Origin of the sequence: Psychrobacter nivimaris, from assembly GCF_904846365.1 — a bacterium.
Classification (GTDB): Bacteria; Pseudomonadota; Gammaproteobacteria; order Pseudomonadales; family Moraxellaceae; genus Psychrobacter; species Psychrobacter nivimaris_B.
Map to the genome: position 1 here is coordinate 16,909 of NZ_CAJHAL010000022.1, position 18,009 is coordinate 34,917.

Genomic DNA, 18,009 nt, shown 5'->3' on the forward strand with positions numbered 1-18,009 from the left:
AGACACTGGCATAGATAGCCCTTAGTTATAGACTCTCCTAGACAATATCTCTCTTATGGTATTATTAGAATTTACTTCTACGAACCGTTTAAGTCATGAGCCAACCTACACCTCTTATTACTAATTCTGCTATCCAAGCTGCTAAGTGGCTAAAAGAAGGACAACTGCTCGCGTACCCCACAGAAAGCGTTTGGGGTATTGGTTGCGACCCTTATGACCAAGCAGCTGTTCAGCGTATCTTGGATATCAAACAACGTCCACAAGCCAAAGGCATGATAGTCGTTACTGATAGTGTGTCTCGCTTAGCACCTTTGCTAGCCTCTTTAGACGAAGTGCAGCGCCAGCAGGTTATTGATAGTTGGCAGACAGACGATAGTAGAGATGAACAGCACAATCGCCAAGCACATACTTGGTTATTACCGATTCCTCAGCCGCTTGCGAGCACTGTGCCCATGTGGATTACGGGTCAGCATCAGACTATTGCAGTCCGAGTTATCTCGCATCCTACAGTTCGCCAGCTTTGCCAACAGCTGGTCAGTGAGCAGAATCCATTTGGTCTATTGGTTTCTACAAGCTGCAACCGATCAGGACAAACGCCTGCTAGCACTTTTGATGCCGCCTATGCTTATTTCGAAGAGCAAATTGGTTATTTGCAGGGTGATACATTGGGTTATACCTTACCTAGCCAGATTCGTGACACAACGACAGGCTTGGTTATTCGTTAGTGGACAAGAAAGATGTAGACTTTTTTTTGCTACCTGTTTGCCTTACTCAACATGTTTTCTATTATATGAGCTACATTTTTACAATAATGCTGGCACAAATACTGTTTATCACATACTGACGGTAGCCCTGAATAGGATTTAGGCAGTCATATGAAAAATAAATTAAATCAGCCAAGTCATAGTTTGAACGAAAGTTTGGCTGAATATCCAAAAATGAAGGTTACTAAGTTATTTTTATTCGTAGGTGCGCTGTATGAGCTCATTATCTTTCCATGGATAGCGACACTTCTTAGCTCAGATAACAGCATAGGCCTATTGTTCATACTGTTTTTTCCAGTTTATCTTATTGCAGGTGGCTTGTTTGCGATGCCAACTACATTAATGATGGGAAAGTGGCATTCGTATAAAGAAATATACATACAAGATGGGTGGTGGATAAGAACTTTTTTTATGGGAGTTCTTATTAATGCTTTATTTTTTGTTTGGTTTATATTTTCTAAATTTGGTTTAGTGATATGGTTCTCTATCAGTTTAACTGGAGGAGTAAGTGCCGTATTAGCAGGTATGTCAGCTTTACCAGTATTGAAAGAAAATATTGAAGACGTAGGCTGAGCCATTAAATAAAGAGCTGATCAAACTATTTCTGAAATATTATGATGCGTTTGGATGGTCAAGAAAGTTCGAAATGGGTTATAACAGCTATATTATTTCCATTCACAAATTGACCAACTTATGAGTTAAAACTAATGTTAGATAACAACAGCCACTATCCAAAAAAAATGGTGATATTTTTATTTTTAACTTTAGGTACGCTATATCAGTTGATCTTATTCCCTATTTTAGTATCACTGATAATGTGGAATAAGGATATAGGTCTGGCATACGCTGTAGCCATACCTTTTTACCTTATTGCAGGTGTATTTCTTATTGGAATGCCTACACTATTGTGCGGTATATGGCTTGCTTCCAAACAAACATATAAGTCCAAAAGATGGTGGGTAAGAGTTTTTCTTGTTGGTTTTTCTATTAATGCCACATTTTTTATTGGTCAAGATGCTCGTACATGGTTGGCGATTAGCTTAGTAGGAGGTATAAGTGCTTTGATTGTGGGTATGTCCGCATTACCTAAACCTAAACAAAGTCTGCAATATTAGCCAAAAAATTAAGATACTTTTTTAATAAAAAAACTTCTATCTTTGACAGTAATTATCAAAGTGCAATGTTTGACCTCGTAAACCTTTCATTCCTCACCTTCCTTTACCAAAAGCATGTAAAAGTCGTTTTGATAAAAACCACAAAAAAGTAGACGATGGTTATAACAGTCTAGTTTTTATTGAACGATAAGTACTTCAGTAATAAGTAACTCAAAGATAAGTCATAGTGGTGATATTTGAGGCATATAGGGAGTAGGGTATGAATGTTTTGATTAGTGGTGGTTCAGGGTTTTTGGGAAGTGCTTTTAGTCGAGAGCTAATGGCACGATATCGCGCGCAGAATAAAGACGTGACGATTACTTGGTTAACTCGTGATAGCAGTCAACCACATCCCGATGATATCAATATGATGACTTATGACGAGCTTGCGATGTCTGATATGAGCTTTGATGTCATCTTGAATTTGGCAGGTGCTGGGATTGCTGACTCTCGTTGGAGCGATGATCGTAAAGAGCAGTTGATGGCGAGCCGTATCAAACCTACTCAGTCGATATTGGATTTTATCGCACGTGCTAGTACCAAACCCAAGTTACTGGTGAGCGGATCAGCGATTGGCTGGTATGGCACGCAGGGCGACAAGCCACTGACTGAAAACAGCGATTATGAGACGGATTTTGCTCATACATTATGTGATGAATGGGAGCAATTAGCGCTTAAAGCGACCGATCATGATGTTCCAGTAGCTATTGTCAGAACAGGTGTGGTTATTCACCCTGAGGGCGGAATGGTGGCTAAATTGTTGCTACCCTTTAAATTTGGTGTCGGTGGACAGTTGGGTAATGGACAACAAATCATGAGCTGGATCAGCCGTGAAGATTGGGTTAGTGCGGTCATCTTTATTATTGAGCAGCAGCTTAAATTTACTAACGAATCAGATGTCAATTACCCCAATAGCTTAGCCCAAGACAATGCACCTATTAGTGACAGCACTATCAAGACTGCAAACAGTACCGCAAGTAATAGAAATGCAATCGTATATAACCTTACTGCTCCAAATCCTGTGACCAATCACACCTTCACGAAAGCGCTTGGCTCATGGCTACATCGTCCCACTTTTTTCACCTTACCGGAATTTTTACTTAAACTAATGTTTGGTGAAATGTCCACGTTACTTATTGATGGTCAAAAGGTGCTGCCACAAGTGCTATTGGATGCAGGTTATTCGTTCAAACACTCGACACTCCAGCAAGCATTAGAAAACCAAAAATAGTTATATAGCAGTTGTTTCATGTGAAACATTAATAACTATCTTCTGATAATCAATTACTGAACCGTATTTATGTTTAAGGCCAGTCCATGCGTTACGCATTTTTCTTCACCATCTTTCTGTTATTGCAGTTATTTAGCTTAGGTACAGTATTAAGTATACAGTGGTGGCTCCAGCCTTGGATAACGCCAACATTACAGACGACGATATGGGCCAGTGTATTTATTATTACTAATGGCCTATTAGTATTGAGCGTAAAAAGAGCTTTTGCTAACAGTTATCGTTGGATTAGTGGGTGGATGCTAGTCATGCATTTTATGATACTGACGGCGTTGGCAGTGAGTCTACTTTACGCAGGGTATCTACTGGTCATTTCTTTATCAGACAGTACGTTGCACCAATCGAATGAAATGGCTATAGGGCTAAGAGTACTAGCGCTATTCCTATTTGTCGGACTATTTATTCATTCATTATATAGTGCCTATGCGCCTGTCATACGCAAGCTGTCTATTAATATAGATAAACCTTTAACCAAGCCGTTACGCATTGCAGTCGCTAGTGACTTGCATATAGGGCGATTATTTGGTGTAAAAGCCATAGATAGATTGCATCAACTTATGATTCGCTCTGGTGTAGATATGCTGCTAATGCCAGGAGATATTATGGATGATAATACAGATGCCTTTAATGAATATCATATGGAACAAAATCTAGCAGAACTGTGCAGCATTCTGCCACGTGGTGTCTATGCAACATTGGGTAATCATGATTTGTATGGTCATGAGCGACCTATAAGCGAAGCGCTGCAAAATGCAGGTATACAACTATTGAACGATGAGGTGCTCTGTATCGAGCATGAGGGTCAACCAGTATGGTTAGTTGGACGTTTTGATAATCATAAACGTCAACGTGTAGCAACTACCGATCTGCTTGCGCAAGTAGATACGTCGCAGCCAGTTATATTGTTAGATCATAGACCGAGTGATATAGATAATCACAGTCAATTACCTATAGATTTACAAGTCTCGGGACATACCCACAACGGTCAAGTATTCCCCGCTAATTTCATCGTCAATGCTATTAATCGAGTAGGTTATGGCTATGAGCAGATTGGTAAAGGACACTTCGTCGTGTCCTCTGGTTATGGTTTTTGGGGCATTCCCTTTCGATTGGGATCGCGCTCAGAGATTTGGTTGATTACACTATCTGGCAATACAAATTAGTTAATTATACAAATCAATAATTGGCTGGCTAACTAACGGTCTATGCAGCTAACCGCGATTGCGTACTGATGACCTCACGTACAAAGCTGCTAAAACCATGAATGATATTGTTTGTCTCTTGTCCAAGACCTTGGTGAACACTCATAAAGTGAATAAAGCCATGCGGTGCACCAAGCACAGTATAGGTCTCTACAGCAACGCCGTAACCTTTCAGCTGCTTTGCATAAGCAAATGCCTCATCACGTAATACATCGAGCTCGGAAGCTACAATGTAAGTTGGGCAAACTTTACTATTATCACCCAGCATAGGTGAGTTCAGTATATGTAGGCGAGGCAGTGGGCTATTCTCTAGGCAAGCAGCATCAAATACTGCTACATCAGCATGATCTAATAATAGACCCTCGCCATATAGCTCCCAACTAGGATAATCTGTTTCAATATCAGTGACTGGATACAAAGGCATCTGCGCTAAGGGTTTAGGTAGTTTTTCTAATAGATTAAACATTCTCTGTCCATCTATCCCTAGGTCTGCCCATGCGCTTTTACTCGGTGCGGTCAGCTGCTGCGCAATTAAAGTTGATAGACCACCACCTGCGCTATCACCTGCCAAGACGATACGAGAGGGTAGTGCGCCCAACGTGTGACAGTGCTCAACCAACCAAGCATATGCAGTGATACAGTCTTTCAATGCTGCGGGAGCAGGACATTCAGGCGCTAAGCGATAATCGACACTAACCACAGACCAGCCAGTCTGCTCACAGACCGCATGACAGAACTCGTGATGTGTATCGACATCACCAATGCAGAACCCGCCACCATGAAAAAACAGCATGACTGTTTCGTCGGGATTATGGATACGTTTTCTTCTAAAACCAGATTTTTTGCCACCGGCTTTATAACAACGGACAGTCATGTCGCCATCATCTGCATTGGCAATCGTTTCATCTTTCCAACTAACAGGTGAATCATTTTTTTTAGTGAAGGGCTTTATATTGCTTAGCATAGTCGTATTGGCTTGCTGCCATACTCTAGGTGACTGCATGGCTACCGCATCAGCAGTAAATCTCTCACGCAACTCCGGCATTGGAGTTAGTTCTAACGGTGTTTTGAGGTAACTATTTACTGCAAGGATGAGACGTAGATGAGCGTTTGCATGCAGATACTGTTTTGAATTAGGACCTTTTAGGTAACCAATCACCCCTTCTAAAATAGGGTCTGGTAAGTAACCGAGACTTTTCATTGCATAGTGCAATGTATGCGGCTGGTAGTTTGCTACAGGGTTATAAGCGAGTATTTTTTCTTTAACGCTCAGACGTTTTTCTAATGAGTCATACGTTTGTGCATCTTGGTTCGATGACTCTCTTGACGCTGGATTTTCTTTTGACGCTAAGTGCAATGTCATCAATGCTTTATTAAGCAAAGTATTGATAGATAAATTTTTTGAATTAGACATAACAGCTCTCATAAATGATTTTTAGCGTGCATTTGAGTGTGGGCGATAATATTTATAGCAATGATAAAATAGCTAGCAGAATAATAGCGTATCGTTTGGTAATAGCTTGATTAATAAGCGTAAAGCAATTGGAATAAATAGTGGTTTTTTGTTCTTTTTGTGAGCAAATATTGAGATTTATTGACATGGAGTAAAAACGTTAGATGCATCTCTTTAACCAGACTTCACGAATATTTGTCATAAATGGTAAAAATTCCTTTGCTCTAGGCTTGAAATTTGTCCTTATCACCTTTATCAAGCAGCTATTGAAGCGTATTAAAAAAACAATGAGTTAGAAACATCGAGCATTTAATAATGGCATAGTAGGACCAGTAATGATTTGGTCTACTGTGCCGTCTCTTAATCTTCATTATTGAAATTCCAAGGAGCTATCATGAGCGAGCAAAACCCGAACCACGAAAATCTTGACCAAAATGTGGCACATGAGAATATTGATCACAATGACAGTATCTTAGAAGAAACCATGAAAGAGTTTGATCCACAGAATAATTCAGGTGAAGAAACGACTATCGAAAACGAAATCAACCTTGATACTTTCAAAGCACGTATTGCTGAGCTAGAAGGCGAAGTAAAACAAGCTAAAGAAGGTACTGCACGCGCTAACGCTGAAGCTTACAATGCGCAAAAACGCATGGAGCAAGAAGCGGATAAGAGCAAAAAGTTTGCATTACAGAAATTTGCCAAAGAATTGTTAGACATCGTTGACAACTTAGAGCGCGCTATCGAAAATGCCGATGCCAATGATCCAGTCGCTGAAGGTGTGCAATTAACGTACAAAGCATTGGTTGCGGTATTGACCAAAAACGGCGTAGAAGTGGTCGATCCACAAGGCGAAAAATTCAACGCTGACTTCCATGAAGCAGTGGGTATTGACCCAGAAGCAGCGGCAGATACAGTTGGTACGGTCTTACAAAAAGGCTATAGCCTAAACGGTCGTCTATTACGTCCAGCTATGGTTCGTGTTGGTCAGTAATATTTTTAGGGCTAAACCCTACTAATATGAAGGTTTTTCACAAAAAATGACATGAAACACAGTTTTTGCGTGATTATCGCCTTGAAAAATACGACGGGTAAACCGATATATAGCAACAAGTGACCGACTACGGTCTGGATAAATAAGTATTTATAGTTAAAAACAAATTAGGAGCAATTGATTATGGGTAAAGTAATTGGTATTGATTTAGGTACTACTAACTCGTGTGTAGCAGTAATGGAAGGTGACAAAGTCAAAGTCATCGAAAATGCTGAAGGTACTCGTACAACACCATCAATCGTCGCTTATAAAGATGACGAAACGCTTGTTGGTCAGTCAGCTAAGCGTCAAGCAGTAACTAATCCAAGTAACACTTTGTTTGCGATCAAGCGTTTGATCGGTCGTCGTTTTGATGACAAAGTCGTACAAAAAGACATTGGCATGGTTCCTTACAAAATTGCTAAAGCAGACAACGGCGATGCGTGGGTAGAAATCAACGGTAAAAAGCTTGCGCCACCACAGGTTTCTGCTGAAATCTTGAAAAAAATGAAAAAAACAGCAGAAGATTATCTTGGTGAGAGCGTGACTGAAGCAGTTGTAACTGTACCTGCTTATTTCAATGACTCACAGCGTCAAGCAACTAAAGATGCGGGTAAAATCGCTGGTCTTGATGTAAAACGTATCATCAATGAGCCAACTGCTGCTGCACTTGCTTATGGTATGGACAAGAAGCAAGGCGATAGCACTGTTGCTGTATATGACTTGGGCGGTGGTACTTTCGATATCTCAATCATCGAAATCGCAGACGTAGACGGCGAGCAACAGTTCGAAGTACTAGCGACCAACGGTGATACTTTCCTAGGTGGTGAAGACTTTGACTCAGCATTGATTGACTTCTTAGTTGCTGAATTCAAAAAAGAGCAAGACGTTAACCTAAAAGGGGACTCTCTTGCGATGCAGCGTCTAAAAGAAGCGGCAGAAAAAGCGAAGATTGAGCTATCAAGTGCACAAAGCACTGAAGTAAACTTGCCATATATCACTGCTGATAGCAGTGGTCCTAAGCATTTGGTTGTAACTATCAGTCGCTCTAAACTAGAGAGCCTAACTGAAGAGTTAGTACAACGTACAATGGGTCCTTGTAAGACTGCACTTGAAGATGCTGGCCTAAAAATTGGCGACATCAACGATGTAATCTTGGTCGGTGGTCAGACTCGTATGCCACTAGTACAGCAAAAAGTACAAGATTTCTTCGGTCAAGAGCCACGTAAAGACGTGAACCCTGATGAAGCAGTTGCAGCTGGTGCAGCGATTCAAGGTGCCGTATTGTCTGGTGACAAAACTGACGTATTGCTACTTGATGTGACGCCATTGACCCTAGGTATCGAAACGATGGGTGGTGTTATGACGCCAGTTATCGAGAAAAACACCATGATTCCTACTAAGAAATCACAGGTATTCTCAACGGCTGAAGACAACCAGCCAGCTGTAACGATTCAGGTATATCAAGGTGAGCGTAAAATCGCTAACCAAAACAAAATGCTTGGTCGTTTTGACTTGACGGATATTCCACCAGCACCACGTGGCCTACCGCAAATCGAAGTGTCTTTTGACATCAATGCTGATGGCATCATGAACATCTCTGCAACCGATAAAGGTACTGGTAAAGCGCAAAGTATCCAAATCAAAGCGGATTCTGGTTTGTCGGACGAAGAAGTCGAACAAATGGTTCGCGATGCAGAAGCCAATGCTGCTGAAGATGAGAAGTTCGCTAACCTAGCGCAAGTTCGTAACGAAGCAGATGGTCGTATTCATGCTGTACAAAAAGCGCTAAAAGAAGCAGAAGATAAAGTCACTGATGAAGAAAAATCAACAGTAGAATCTGCTATCACTGAGCTTGAAGCTGCAGCGAAAGAAGATGACCATGACGAAATCAAAGCTAAGCTTGAAGCATTAGACAATGCATTCTTGCCAATCAGCCAAAAAATCTACGCTGATAGCGGCGCTGGTGCAGAAGGTATGGATCCAAGCCAGTTCCAACAAGGTGCTGACGATGCTGGTAGCAACAAAGCTGATGACGACGTTGTCGATGCTGAGTTCACTGAAGTAGACGAAGACAAAAAATAATACGGCCATTAACTAGTTAAATTAAAAAACGCATCCTTCGGGGTGCGTTTTTTTATGGCTGTTTTTTCTATCGTTTACTATTTCTGCTAGCTATTTTTTTATGAATAAGACGTGTTCTTATAGTTTAAACGCGCTTACTATTAGCACTTCATAGGTTAAATTGACCACGAGCTGTCCTGTTTCGTCCTTTTCTGAGAATTGCTGCCAATAGTCTGACTCAAATTGCTGTAGACGCGATTTTGTCCATACAAAGGTTTGGCTATCTTCTGATTTAACTTGCGTTTGATTGGTCGATACGCCGGTGAGTTTCATATGCTTTAAGATAGCGTAGGGAGTAGGAAATGGTAAATCGAAGCGCTGAATTGAAATCTCAATGCTTTTAAAACCAGCACGGTCTAATGCTAACAGCCACTCATCACTGTCTGGATAACTCAGTCCTTGACCAGTGAGCGTCTTAATTTGCAAAAAGTTATTGGGCGTAAAAGTACTAAAGACCAGTTGTCCTCCAGGTTGTAGACGCTGCGCGGATTGCGTGACGAAACTCAACGGATTATCAAACCATTGCACGGCATTGGCACTAACTATCAAGCTATGATTTTCTGCTAAATCTATCGTTTCAGCATCACCAATCATTACGTCAGCAGTTGGCAGTATTGATTGCAATGTAGCCGTCTGCTCACTACATAACTCATTGATAAGCCAGTGCTGGCTTTGAATATACTCAGCGAGTAGGCGCGTCATTTGACCTGTGCCTGCACCCACTTCTAGCACACTGCTTTGCTTGATATGAGCAATACTGTCTAATAAATAATGACAAACGGTCTGCTGGATACTAGCATGCTGGTCATAGTCACTTGCATTGGCAAAGTGGCGAGCGATGGTTTGTTTTCTAACACTGAGGTCATCAGCTGTGTCGAATGTTGTCATAGGCTTTATTATGTCCAAGTGCGCCAGTTATCTATCAATAGTAGAAATAAAGTTTGTGTCAAACGATAAAGTTACAACTGCTGTATCAATCGCTCGCAGTCTTCGTTAGTCAGTTTGGCATTCATAACTAAGCGAATACGGGCAGTGTTTGCAGGTACAGTAGGCGGCCTGATAGGCAGCGCGTAAAATCCAGCTACTTGCAACTGTTGTGCTTTTGCAAGAGTACTCGCGTTATCGCCTAATATATAAGGAATAATAGGAGATTGATAATCTATATCTTCTACAGTTGGCGATACACGGTGCCGTGGGTCAATGGCTTTACTAAGCGTGGTAGATAGCTGTGCTAGATGCGCACGTTGGTCAGTTAAGGTCGGCATTTTTGCTAAGATAAATCGTGTCCATGCATGGTTTATCGGAGGGAGTGCGGTACTAAAAATCAGTGGACGCATGGTATTGATCAGCCATTGTTTGACGAATGCATCACACATGATATAAGCACCCATTGAAGCAAATGCTTTACCAAAGGTACCCACCAAGTAGTCAATATCCGCCAAGGTATTTGTTTCTTCCGCCAACCCTAGACCTGTATCGCCAAGCACTCCAACAGCATGTGCTTCATCGACATACAGCTCAATACGAGCATCTTTGGATTTTAATTGTACTAGTTGAGCCAAGTCAGCACGGTCACCATCCATACTAAATATACTCTCGGTGACAATAATGATGCGTTCAACCGTCTCGTCTGCTTGTTCAATAAACTTGGCCAAATGTTCATAATCGTTGTGACGGTAACGACGATAGGTGACAAATTTACTTTGGCTTAAGCGCATACCATCGATAATGCTGGCATGTACTAGTTTATCAGCCAAAATAAGTGTCTTGACTGGCAAAGTTGTTAATGCTGGCAAGATACCTAGATTGGCATGATAGCCACTGTTCAACACCAGCACCGACTTGGAGTTGGTTGAACTCTGTTTCTCTATGGCGCTTTGATACCAGTTTTGCAGTTCCTCTTCTAGAGCTTCTAACTGTATATCATTGCCTGTGAGTAGGCGTGAGGAAGTGGCACTCATTTTAGGAGTGTGCATAGTAGATAGCTGTCCCACTTGAGTAAGAAACTCAGCTTGCATCTCGGTATCGCCGCCTAAGCCAAGATAATCATTACTCGCGATATTAAGCAGAGCTTTACCATTGCTAATAACGTATCGTCCGTCATGCTGCAGGTTTGGTAATTGACGGTACTGCTGCTTTGCTTTTAAGTCTGCAAGTGCAGTTTGCAAACGCTCAATGATTGAATTTTGCATTTTTTCTCTCTAATTATTGTTATATCAGCCACATTTAGCTGATTTGTATAGCAAGAAAACTGTGAAATGAGTACAGATTATTGCATAAACTGGGTGGATGTAACAAAAGGTTTCATATCTAAGCCTTTGTAACCCACACACTGATAAACGCTTTCAAATCTTAACTTTCGTACCATTAAACACTGACAGAGTGTCTGAAATAGTTTGTTACTATGTATTCATCGTTAGCAGACAAGGCGATAGGGCCACAAGGCCAATATAAATAAATAACTTGTTTGTCCAAATTTCTTTCAAGGAGCTAATAATGAAAACTCTACAAAAAACAATACTTGCACTAGCAACTGGTTCTTTACTTTCTGTAGGTGCACAAGCTGCTGTTAACTATGGCAACGGCTACACAGGTCAGCCATATGTTGCTGCTAAAGTTGGTCAGTTCGATCTAGATGTTGATGGCGCTGATGACCCAACTGCATACGGTGTAACTGCTGGTTATAACTTTGATCCTAACTTCGGTATTGAAGCAGAATACGTAGGTTCAGATGATGCTGACTATAGAGGCGGCGACATCGATGCTAAGACATACGGTGCTTATGGTACTTACCGTTATGCATTCCCAAATAGCGGCTTATACGCAAAAGGTAAGCTAGGTGTTGCAAAAACTGAAGTAGAAGCTAACAACACTAACTTTGCTGGTGCTTCTGACTTCTCAGACGACGACACTAACATCGCTGGTGGTGTAGGTCTTGGTTACGCAGTAAACTCTGACTTCAGTGTTGAAGCTGAATACGACATGCTAGGTAGCGACGCTGATCTTATGACTGTTGGCGCACAGCTAAAATTCTAATTACTTAGAAAATAAGCTTTTAGCTAAACAGCTATAATAAAGAAACGATCACTTTAAGTGGTCGTTTTTTTTTGCTTAAAATTATATAAAACATATGTTTACTTTATCAAACAGTTTGGTATGATACTGACACCGCTATCTAGTGAAAAATAGTTCAGTAAAATCTGATAACTAGAAAGTTGTTTTTCTACTAAACATAAAGTTGAGAAAATCTATGAAAAATCTACAAAAGGCCTTAATCGCAGTAATCGCTAGTTCAGTAATGACGATGAGCGCACAAGCAGCTGTTAATTATGCAGGCCAACCGTATGCTGGTGCGAAAGTAGGCCAGTACAACCCAGATGTAGATGCAGTTGACCTTGATGATGCGGTATCATATGGAGTTTATGGGGGATACAAGTTTGCTCCAGAGATAGGTATTGAAGCTGAATATTTGACAACTAGCGATGAAGAAGTTTTCAATGATGCATTCGAAAAGCTAGAATACAGCGCTGATGTATACGGTTTATATGCAACTTATGATTATGCATTTCCAAATACTACACTTTATGCAAAAGGTCGTTTAGGAATAGCAAAGAATGAATTAGATTTAGAATATACTGACAAAGAAGATTCTGAGTTTAGTGCAGATGATAGCTACTCAGAAACAGGTATAGCTGGTGGCTTGGGTTTAGGCTATAACTTCACTCCTATGGTCTCTACCGAAGTCATGTACAACTATTATCCTTCTATAGATGTAGAAGGCGATGATTTTGATGCAAGCGGCATTACTCTAGGTGCCCATTTTAAATTCTAGTATAGAGTTAGAGTTAGTCAATAGAACGATCACTTTAAGTGGTCGTTTTTTTTGCTTAAAATTTATGATGGGGCTTTTAGGGTAATAATTTATAAGTAGCTCACCGATAATATATCATTATCGTTAAAGCGTTGTTATCCTTAAAAATGTGCTACATTAAAAACTGGAATGATAAAGATAGGAATGGTGGCAAGGATGGAGATACTTTGGATGATTGAACCTTGGCATTGGTTAGTACTGGGCTTCTTATTACTAATCGTTGAGATGTTTGTACCGACGTTTGCCAGTCTGTGGTTTGGTGCCGCTGCCATCATCGTTGCAGCGCTATCATGGCTGTTGCCTATTTCTGTCTCTGTTCAGATTATTGTCTGGTTAGTGCTCTCTGCTGTGTTTTTGCTGGCTTGGTTCAAGTTTATCAAACCGTTGTCCGTAGATCGTACCAAAGCTGGGCTAGGCGGTAGTGTCATAGTTGGTGAAGTCGGCATGATTATCGTGTCACCGCAGCTAGATAAAGCTGGCACGGTTAGATTTAGTGTTCCTATCGTTGGTGCGGCTGAATGGATGTGCCGTACGAGAGGGGAGCAGGTAGCAATCGGCGATAGAGTGGTAGTGACGGATATCGTGGGTAATGAGCTGATTGTGAGCAGTACAAAAGCGCAGGCAGCGATGCATAAAAGTATGCAGGTATAATAATAAGGGATGAGTTATGGAAAGCTTTAGTATTGTCATGGTGGTATTGATTGCTCTGGTGGTATTCACCGTGTTTAAAGGTGTACGTATTGTACCGCAAGGTTATAAATGGGTGGTGCAGCGACTGGGTAAGTATAGCCAAACGCTAGAGCCTGGACTCAACCTCATCATCCCTTATGTAGATGATGTGGCTTATAAAGTAACGACTAAGGACATCGTACTCGATATCCCGTCACAAGAAGTCATTACTCGTGACAACGTCGTTATTATTGCAAATGCTGTCGCTTATATTAATATCGTGCGTCCTGATAAGGCGGTCTATGGTATCGAAGATTATGAGTACGGTATCCGTAATCTGGTACAAACGTCATTGCGTTCGATCATTGGTGAGATGGATCTTGATAGTGCATTGTCCAGTCGTGACGAGATCAAAACCAAGCTAAAACATGCAATTTCAGAAGATATTGCGGATTGGGGTATTACCCTTAAGACAGTAGAGATTCAAGATATTAATCCTTCGCAGACCATGCAAGCATCCATGGAAGAGCAGGCAGCGGCAGAACGTTTGCGCCGTGCGACCGTGACCCGTGCTGATGGTCAAAAGCAAGCTGCTATCTTAGAAGCGGATGGTCGCTTGGAAGCTTCACGCCGTGATGCTGAAGCGCAGGTGGTACTAGCCAGAGGTTCTGAAGAGTCGATTCGTTTGATTACTAGTGCGATGGGCGAGGAAGAGATGCCGATCGTATACTTGCTGGGTGAACAGTATATCAAAGCGATACGAGAGTTGGCTGAATCTGATAACTCCAAAATGGTGGTATTACCAGCAGATATCTTAAGCACTGTAAAAGGTATGGTCGGTGATAAATTAAAAGTGTAAAAAGTCATAGCAATATTAAAAAAAGACCTCGCTTGAGGTCTTTTTTATGTGTATTAATTGGACTAAAGTTTCGCTAGCTTAGATAACTTTTGAAAAGCGGTTTTGATGTTTCTTGTCCAAGTATTCATCAAATACCATGGCGACGTTACGGCCAAGCAAGCGACCTCTGGGTAAGACGCGAATACCTGCTGCATCCATATCTATCAATCTGTCGTCTTGCATAGCGCCCAACTGCTGAATCTCACTAATAAAATAGGTGATGGCATCGATACCAAATTTTTGATTCACATCTTTAAAATCGAGATAGTCATGACACAGTAGGTTCATGATGACATATTCACGCAAGCGATCCTTAATAGAGGTTTTAATGTACTTTACTGCAGGCATGACAGTTGGATTGATTTTCGCCATATCAATCTTGGCTTGATAGCTCTGTAGATCAGTATCGTTTTGCAACATATAGCGCGTATTGGCATTAGAAATCTGACTGATTGATGAGACACCAAAGCCTAATAAGTCACAATCACCCATGATGGTGTAACCCTGAAAGTTACGATGTAATTTACCCTCACGCTGGGCGATAGCCAACTCGTCATCAGGTTTGGCAAAGTGATCGATACCGATATATTGATAACCGGCTTCGGTCAATGTGTTGACAGTATTGCCGAGCATCGTCAGTTTGGCAGCTGGGCTGGGCAAGTCTTCATCTTTTATCTGACGTTGGGCTTTAAATCGCTCAGGCAAATGCGCATAGTTAAAGACCGATAGGCGGTCTGGTGACATCTCGATAATACGATTTACAGTTTTGTCCAACGTATCAGGTGTTTGATGCGGCAAACCATAAATCAAATCAATATTGATAGAGCGAAAACCAAGCTCACGTGCTTCTGTTAGCACGGTTTCAATAATCTCTGCTGAATGTACACGATTAACGGCGATTTGCACCGTTTCATCCAAGTCCTGCACGCCTAAGCTGATACGGTTGAAACCGAGATTACGCAATATTTTCAGAGTGTTTTCACTCAGCTCACGAGGATCAATTTCGATAGAGTAGTCACCTTCATCTTCTGGCAAAAAATCAAACTGAGCCTGTAGAAACTCCCATAATTGCACCATTTCTTCGTCACGCAAAAACGTTGGTGTACCACCGCCTAAATGTAGCTGTTTGACTAATGGTTTGTCGCTGCCTTCAGGCGTAGATAACAAGCGGCGCTTATGCGTAATTTCAGCGATTAAATACTGCAAGTAATCGCCAGAGTCGCTATTTTTTTTGGTAATAATCTTATTACAAGCACAGTAGTAGCAAAGGTGGCGACAGAACGGAATATGAAAATATAGCGATAAGGGAGCACGCTCTTCACGTTTCTGCAGGATTTTCGTCTCAAGACCGATAGCCTCAAAGCTATCCGGTATTGGAGTAAATTCTAAAGCAGTTGGATAAGAGGTATAACGTGGCCCTGAGCGATTGTACTTATTGATGATTGCCTCATCAAATGCTGGTAGCTGCTTGCTAGTAATGCTGCCGCGTGTACTGGCATAAGGATTGTCAGGTTGCATAACAGGGCGCACAGTCGTGGGCGGCTCGTCCGCACGGTTGTAGGGCTGCTGAGTGTTCTGTTTTGAATAGTCTGTCATGCCATATTCCTCGTTTTTACTCTAGATACTGCTGGTTTCTGGATTGACAATGATTTCGAATTTAATGTTCATTTTTCAACTTTACGACTGGTTGATAATAAATTTTGAATACATCATTGGCAGCAGTATGTATCGCTAAATGTATAATAGATAGTATAACAAATCCTTGTTAGCAGTGGGGTGGTCGGTGAGTATTCTTAATTATTGAAGTAGAGCGTTATTTACACATAAAAAACCTCAGAACGACGCTGAGGTTGTGGTGACTCTCTCTACACCAGCAATAAAACACGACATTTGCGCGTTGATAAATAATACTTTATTATCAATGACACTCTGTATTAGGAAGATGCTGATGTCGTTTGCCCAAGTCTATACCCGTTCGGTGGTTGGTCTGCATGCTCCCAAGGTCATCATTGAGGTGCATCTATCGCAAGGACTGCCTGCATTGACCATCGTTGGGCTACCTGAGGCCGCCGTGCGTGAGAGTAAAGACAGGGTGCGCTCCGCCATTCTCAATTCAGGTTTCCAGTTTCCTAATCGCCGCCTCACGATCAATTTAGCCCCTGCTGATCTACCTAAAGATGGCGCGCGTTTAGACTTACCAATTGCTATTGGTATACTGGCAGCAAGCGGACAGCTTGAGCCAGAGGTACTATCAGGATATGAGTTTATTGGCGAGTTAGCGCTCAATGGTCAATTGCGACAAGTAACCGGTAGTTTGGCAGTTGCACGTGCAATCAAAGCGGAAAAACTAGCATTAGCATTGTCGCAAGTAGCAGCGAGTGACCAAGAGCAAAATAATCCCGATAACTCACCGCCGATAACACCGCAACTGATCGTGCCGATTGATAATGGTCATGAGGCCAGCCGCGTTGATGGCGTAACGATACTAGCTGCTCAGAGTCTAAAAGCAGTTTGCGACCATCTGCAGTCGCTCGTTGACCCAGGTGCAAGCTATGAGAGTTTAGCCGTAGTACAGCCAAGTCCTGCACAGCAGCATGTTGGCTATCAAGTGGATTTAGCTGACGTCAAAGGACAGCACCATGCTCGGCGCGCGTTAGAGATTGCCGCTGCGGGTGGTCATTCATTGTTATTTACAGGGCCACCGGGGTCAGGTAAGACGCTCATGGCATCACGTTTGCCGACGATATTGCCAGACTTGAGTGATGAGGATGCGCTAGAAGTTGCCAGTACCTACTCAGTGGCAGACAGCGACTATGACTATGGGACGCGGCCATTCAGACAAGTACACCATACGATATCAGCTGTGGCGTTGGTCGGTGGTGGCTCACGGCCGAAACCGGGTGAAATTACACTAGCTAATAAAGGCGTGTTATTTCTAGATGAGTTACCTGAGTTTGATCGAAGCGTACTGGAAGTATTGCGTCAGCCATTAGAAGCCAAACAAATCACTATTAGTCGCGCTAACTCTCAGATGACTTTTCCGGCGAATTTTCAACTGGTTGCCGCGATGAACCCTTGCCCATGTGGCTATGATGGCGATACATCAGGACGTTGTCGCTGTCGACCTGAGCAGATCAAACGCTATCAAGATAAGTTATCTGGTCCTCTCTTAGATCGTATTGATTTGCATATCACCGTGCCTGCGTTACCGATTGCCGATCTGCAGAATAGTCAGGTAGGTGAAACCTCCAAGCAAGTACGGGCTCGCGTAGTAGTCGCGCACCAGCATCAAATGCAGCGCCAGCAAAAGGTTAATAATGAGCTTAGCCCTAGCGAAATCGATGAATATATCCAGCTAGGCGACAATGAAAAGCAGTTATTGCAACTTGCTCAGCAGCGTCTAAATTTGTCAGCGCGTGGCTACCACCGAGTATTACGGGTTGCGCGTACAATCGCTGATTTGGCTAACAGTACCGATATCAACAGCGCCCACGTATCTGAGGCGCTGAGCTATCGCAGTAAAGCGTAATCTCTGTTTGAGCAAGTTACACTA

General features: G+C 42.0%; 16 protein-coding genes. 12 read left to right on the forward strand and 4 right to left on the reverse strand.

Annotated elements, in window-relative coordinates; genetic code table 11:
* Positions 1-95 precede the first annotated feature (95 nt).
* From JMX63_RS09785 to JMX63_RS09805, 5 genes are all read left to right on the forward strand, one after another.
* Entirely contained in the window at positions 96-725 is a 630-nt protein-coding gene (locus JMX63_RS09785; protein ID WP_134292685.1) for an L-threonylcarbamoyladenylate synthase, read from the forward strand.
* Positions 726-875: 150 nt separating this feature from the next.
* Positions 876-1,337 (forward strand): hypothetical protein, encoded by a 462-nt coding sequence (locus tag JMX63_RS09790; protein WP_134292684.1) that lies wholly within the window; start codon positions 876-878, stop codon positions 1,335-1,337.
* Between the two features lie 134 nt (positions 1,338-1,471).
* Positions 1,472-1,879, forward strand: coding sequence for a hypothetical protein (locus tag JMX63_RS09795; RefSeq protein WP_165597793.1), 408 nt, complete (start codon positions 1,472-1,474; stop codon positions 1,877-1,879).
* Between the two features lie 259 nt (positions 1,880-2,138).
* Positions 2,139-3,149 (forward strand): TIGR01777 family oxidoreductase, encoded by a 1,011-nt coding sequence (locus JMX63_RS09800; RefSeq protein WP_134292683.1) that lies wholly within the window; start codon positions 2,139-2,141, stop codon positions 3,147-3,149.
* 86 nt (positions 3,150-3,235) lie between these two features.
* Positions 3,236-4,369 (forward strand): metallophosphoesterase, encoded by a 1,134-nt coding sequence (locus JMX63_RS09805; RefSeq protein ID WP_134292682.1) that lies wholly within the window; start codon positions 3,236-3,238, stop codon positions 4,367-4,369.
* Between the two features lie 40 nt (positions 4,370-4,409).
* On the opposite strand, the gene JMX63_RS09810 is transcribed toward JMX63_RS09805, so the two are convergent.
* Positions 4,410-5,822, reverse strand: coding sequence for an alpha/beta hydrolase (locus tag JMX63_RS09810; RefSeq protein ID WP_134292681.1), 1,413 nt, complete (start codon positions 5,820-5,822; stop codon positions 4,410-4,412).
* Positions 5,823-6,255: 433 nt separating this feature from the next.
* Here JMX63_RS09810 and grpE point away from each other — a divergent pair, with 433 nt between their 5' ends.
* Positions 6,256-6,855 (forward strand): nucleotide exchange factor GrpE, encoded by a 600-nt coding sequence (gene grpE, locus JMX63_RS09815; protein ID WP_134292680.1) that lies wholly within the window; start codon positions 6,256-6,258, stop codon positions 6,853-6,855.
* A 183-nt stretch (positions 6,856-7,038) separates the two neighbouring features.
* Positions 7,039-8,979 (forward strand): molecular chaperone DnaK, encoded by a 1,941-nt coding sequence (gene dnaK / locus JMX63_RS09820; protein WP_057762214.1) that lies wholly within the window; start codon positions 7,039-7,041, stop codon positions 8,977-8,979.
* Positions 8,980-9,096: 117 nt separating this feature from the next.
* Here dnaK and JMX63_RS09825 read toward each other — a convergent pair whose 3' ends face one another.
* Positions 9,097-9,906: a methyltransferase domain-containing protein gene (locus JMX63_RS09825; RefSeq protein ID WP_201572196.1), complete on the reverse strand. Its 810-nt coding sequence runs from the start codon at positions 9,904-9,906 to the stop codon at positions 9,097-9,099.
* A 71-nt stretch (positions 9,907-9,977) separates the two neighbouring features.
* On the reverse strand, positions 9,978-11,210 hold the full coding sequence (locus JMX63_RS09830) for an 8-amino-7-oxononanoate synthase (protein ID WP_201572198.1): 1,233 nt from the start codon (positions 11,208-11,210) through the stop codon (positions 9,978-9,980).
* 304 nt (positions 11,211-11,514) lie between these two features.
* Between JMX63_RS09830 and JMX63_RS09835 the strand changes: the two genes are divergently transcribed.
* The 4 genes from JMX63_RS09835 (at position 11,515) to JMX63_RS09850 (ending at position 14,417) form a co-directional block, all read left to right on the forward strand.
* Positions 11,515-12,054 (forward strand): porin family protein, encoded by a 540-nt coding sequence (locus tag JMX63_RS09835; RefSeq protein WP_201547565.1) that lies wholly within the window; start codon positions 11,515-11,517, stop codon positions 12,052-12,054.
* Between the two features lie 214 nt (positions 12,055-12,268).
* Positions 12,269-12,850 carry a porin family protein gene (locus JMX63_RS09840; protein WP_201572199.1) on the forward strand — a complete coding sequence of 194 codons (582 nt, stop codon included), beginning with the start codon at positions 12,269-12,271 and terminating at the stop codon, positions 12,848-12,850.
* A gap of 210 nt (positions 12,851-13,060) precedes the next feature.
* A complete protein-coding gene (locus JMX63_RS09845; protein WP_057762204.1) occupies positions 13,061-13,540 on the forward strand; it encodes an NfeD family protein in 480 nt (159 codons plus the stop codon).
* 16 nt (positions 13,541-13,556) lie between these two features.
* On the forward strand, positions 13,557-14,417 hold the full coding sequence (locus JMX63_RS09850) for an SPFH domain-containing protein (protein WP_057762202.1): 861 nt from the start codon (positions 13,557-13,559) through the stop codon (positions 14,415-14,417).
* A 78-nt stretch (positions 14,418-14,495) separates the two neighbouring features.
* Here JMX63_RS09850 and hemN read toward each other — a convergent pair whose 3' ends face one another.
* Positions 14,496-15,974 carry an oxygen-independent coproporphyrinogen III oxidase gene (gene hemN / locus JMX63_RS09855; RefSeq protein WP_406947849.1) on the reverse strand — a complete coding sequence of 493 codons (1,479 nt, stop codon included), beginning with the start codon at positions 15,972-15,974 and terminating at the stop codon, positions 14,496-14,498.
* A 430-nt stretch (positions 15,975-16,404) separates the two neighbouring features.
* Between hemN and JMX63_RS09860 the strand changes: the two genes are divergently transcribed.
* Positions 16,405-17,985, forward strand: coding sequence for a YifB family Mg chelatase-like AAA ATPase (locus tag JMX63_RS09860; protein ID WP_201572201.1), 1,581 nt, complete (start codon positions 16,405-16,407; stop codon positions 17,983-17,985).
* Positions 17,986-18,009 lie beyond the last annotated feature (24 nt).

What these genes read in the sequence shown, in the direction of transcription:
- JMX63_RS09785 (WP_134292685.1), top strand. Translation starts at nt 96, where the DNA reads ATGAGCCAACCTACACCTCTTATTACTAATTCTGCTATCCAAGCTGCT.
- JMX63_RS09790 (WP_134292684.1), top strand. Translation starts at nt 876, where the DNA reads ATGAAAAATAAATTAAATCAGCCAAGTCATAGTTTGAACGAAAGTTTG.
- JMX63_RS09795 (WP_165597793.1), top strand. Translation starts at nt 1,472, where the DNA reads ATGTTAGATAACAACAGCCACTATCCAAAAAAAATGGTGATATTTTTA.
- JMX63_RS09800 (WP_134292683.1), top strand. Translation starts at nt 2,139, where the DNA reads ATGAATGTTTTGATTAGTGGTGGTTCAGGGTTTTTGGGAAGTGCTTTT.
- JMX63_RS09805 (WP_134292682.1), top strand. Translation starts at nt 3,236, where the DNA reads ATGCGTTACGCATTTTTCTTCACCATCTTTCTGTTATTGCAGTTATTT.
- JMX63_RS09810 (WP_134292681.1), bottom strand. Translation starts at nt 5,822, where the DNA reads ATGTCTAATTCAAAAAATTTATCTATCAATACTTTGCTTAATAAAGCA.
- grpE (WP_134292680.1), top strand. Translation starts at nt 6,256, where the DNA reads ATGAGCGAGCAAAACCCGAACCACGAAAATCTTGACCAAAATGTGGCA.
- dnaK (WP_057762214.1), top strand. Translation starts at nt 7,039, where the DNA reads ATGGGTAAAGTAATTGGTATTGATTTAGGTACTACTAACTCGTGTGTA.
- JMX63_RS09825 (WP_201572196.1), bottom strand. Translation starts at nt 9,906, where the DNA reads ATGACAACATTCGACACAGCTGATGACCTCAGTGTTAGAAAACAAACC.
- JMX63_RS09830 (WP_201572198.1), bottom strand. Translation starts at nt 11,210, where the DNA reads ATGCAAAATTCAATCATTGAGCGTTTGCAAACTGCACTTGCAGACTTA.
- JMX63_RS09835 (WP_201547565.1), top strand. Translation starts at nt 11,515, where the DNA reads ATGAAAACTCTACAAAAAACAATACTTGCACTAGCAACTGGTTCTTTA.
- JMX63_RS09840 (WP_201572199.1), top strand. Translation starts at nt 12,269, where the DNA reads ATGAAAAATCTACAAAAGGCCTTAATCGCAGTAATCGCTAGTTCAGTA.
- JMX63_RS09845 (WP_057762204.1), top strand. Translation starts at nt 13,061, where the DNA reads ATGATTGAACCTTGGCATTGGTTAGTACTGGGCTTCTTATTACTAATC.
- JMX63_RS09850 (WP_057762202.1), top strand. Translation starts at nt 13,557, where the DNA reads ATGGAAAGCTTTAGTATTGTCATGGTGGTATTGATTGCTCTGGTGGTA.
- hemN (WP_406947849.1), bottom strand. Translation starts at nt 15,974, where the DNA reads ATGCAACCTGACAATCCTTATGCCAGTACACGCGGCAGCATTACTAGC.
- JMX63_RS09860 (WP_201572201.1), top strand. Translation starts at nt 16,405, where the DNA reads ATGTCGTTTGCCCAAGTCTATACCCGTTCGGTGGTTGGTCTGCATGCT.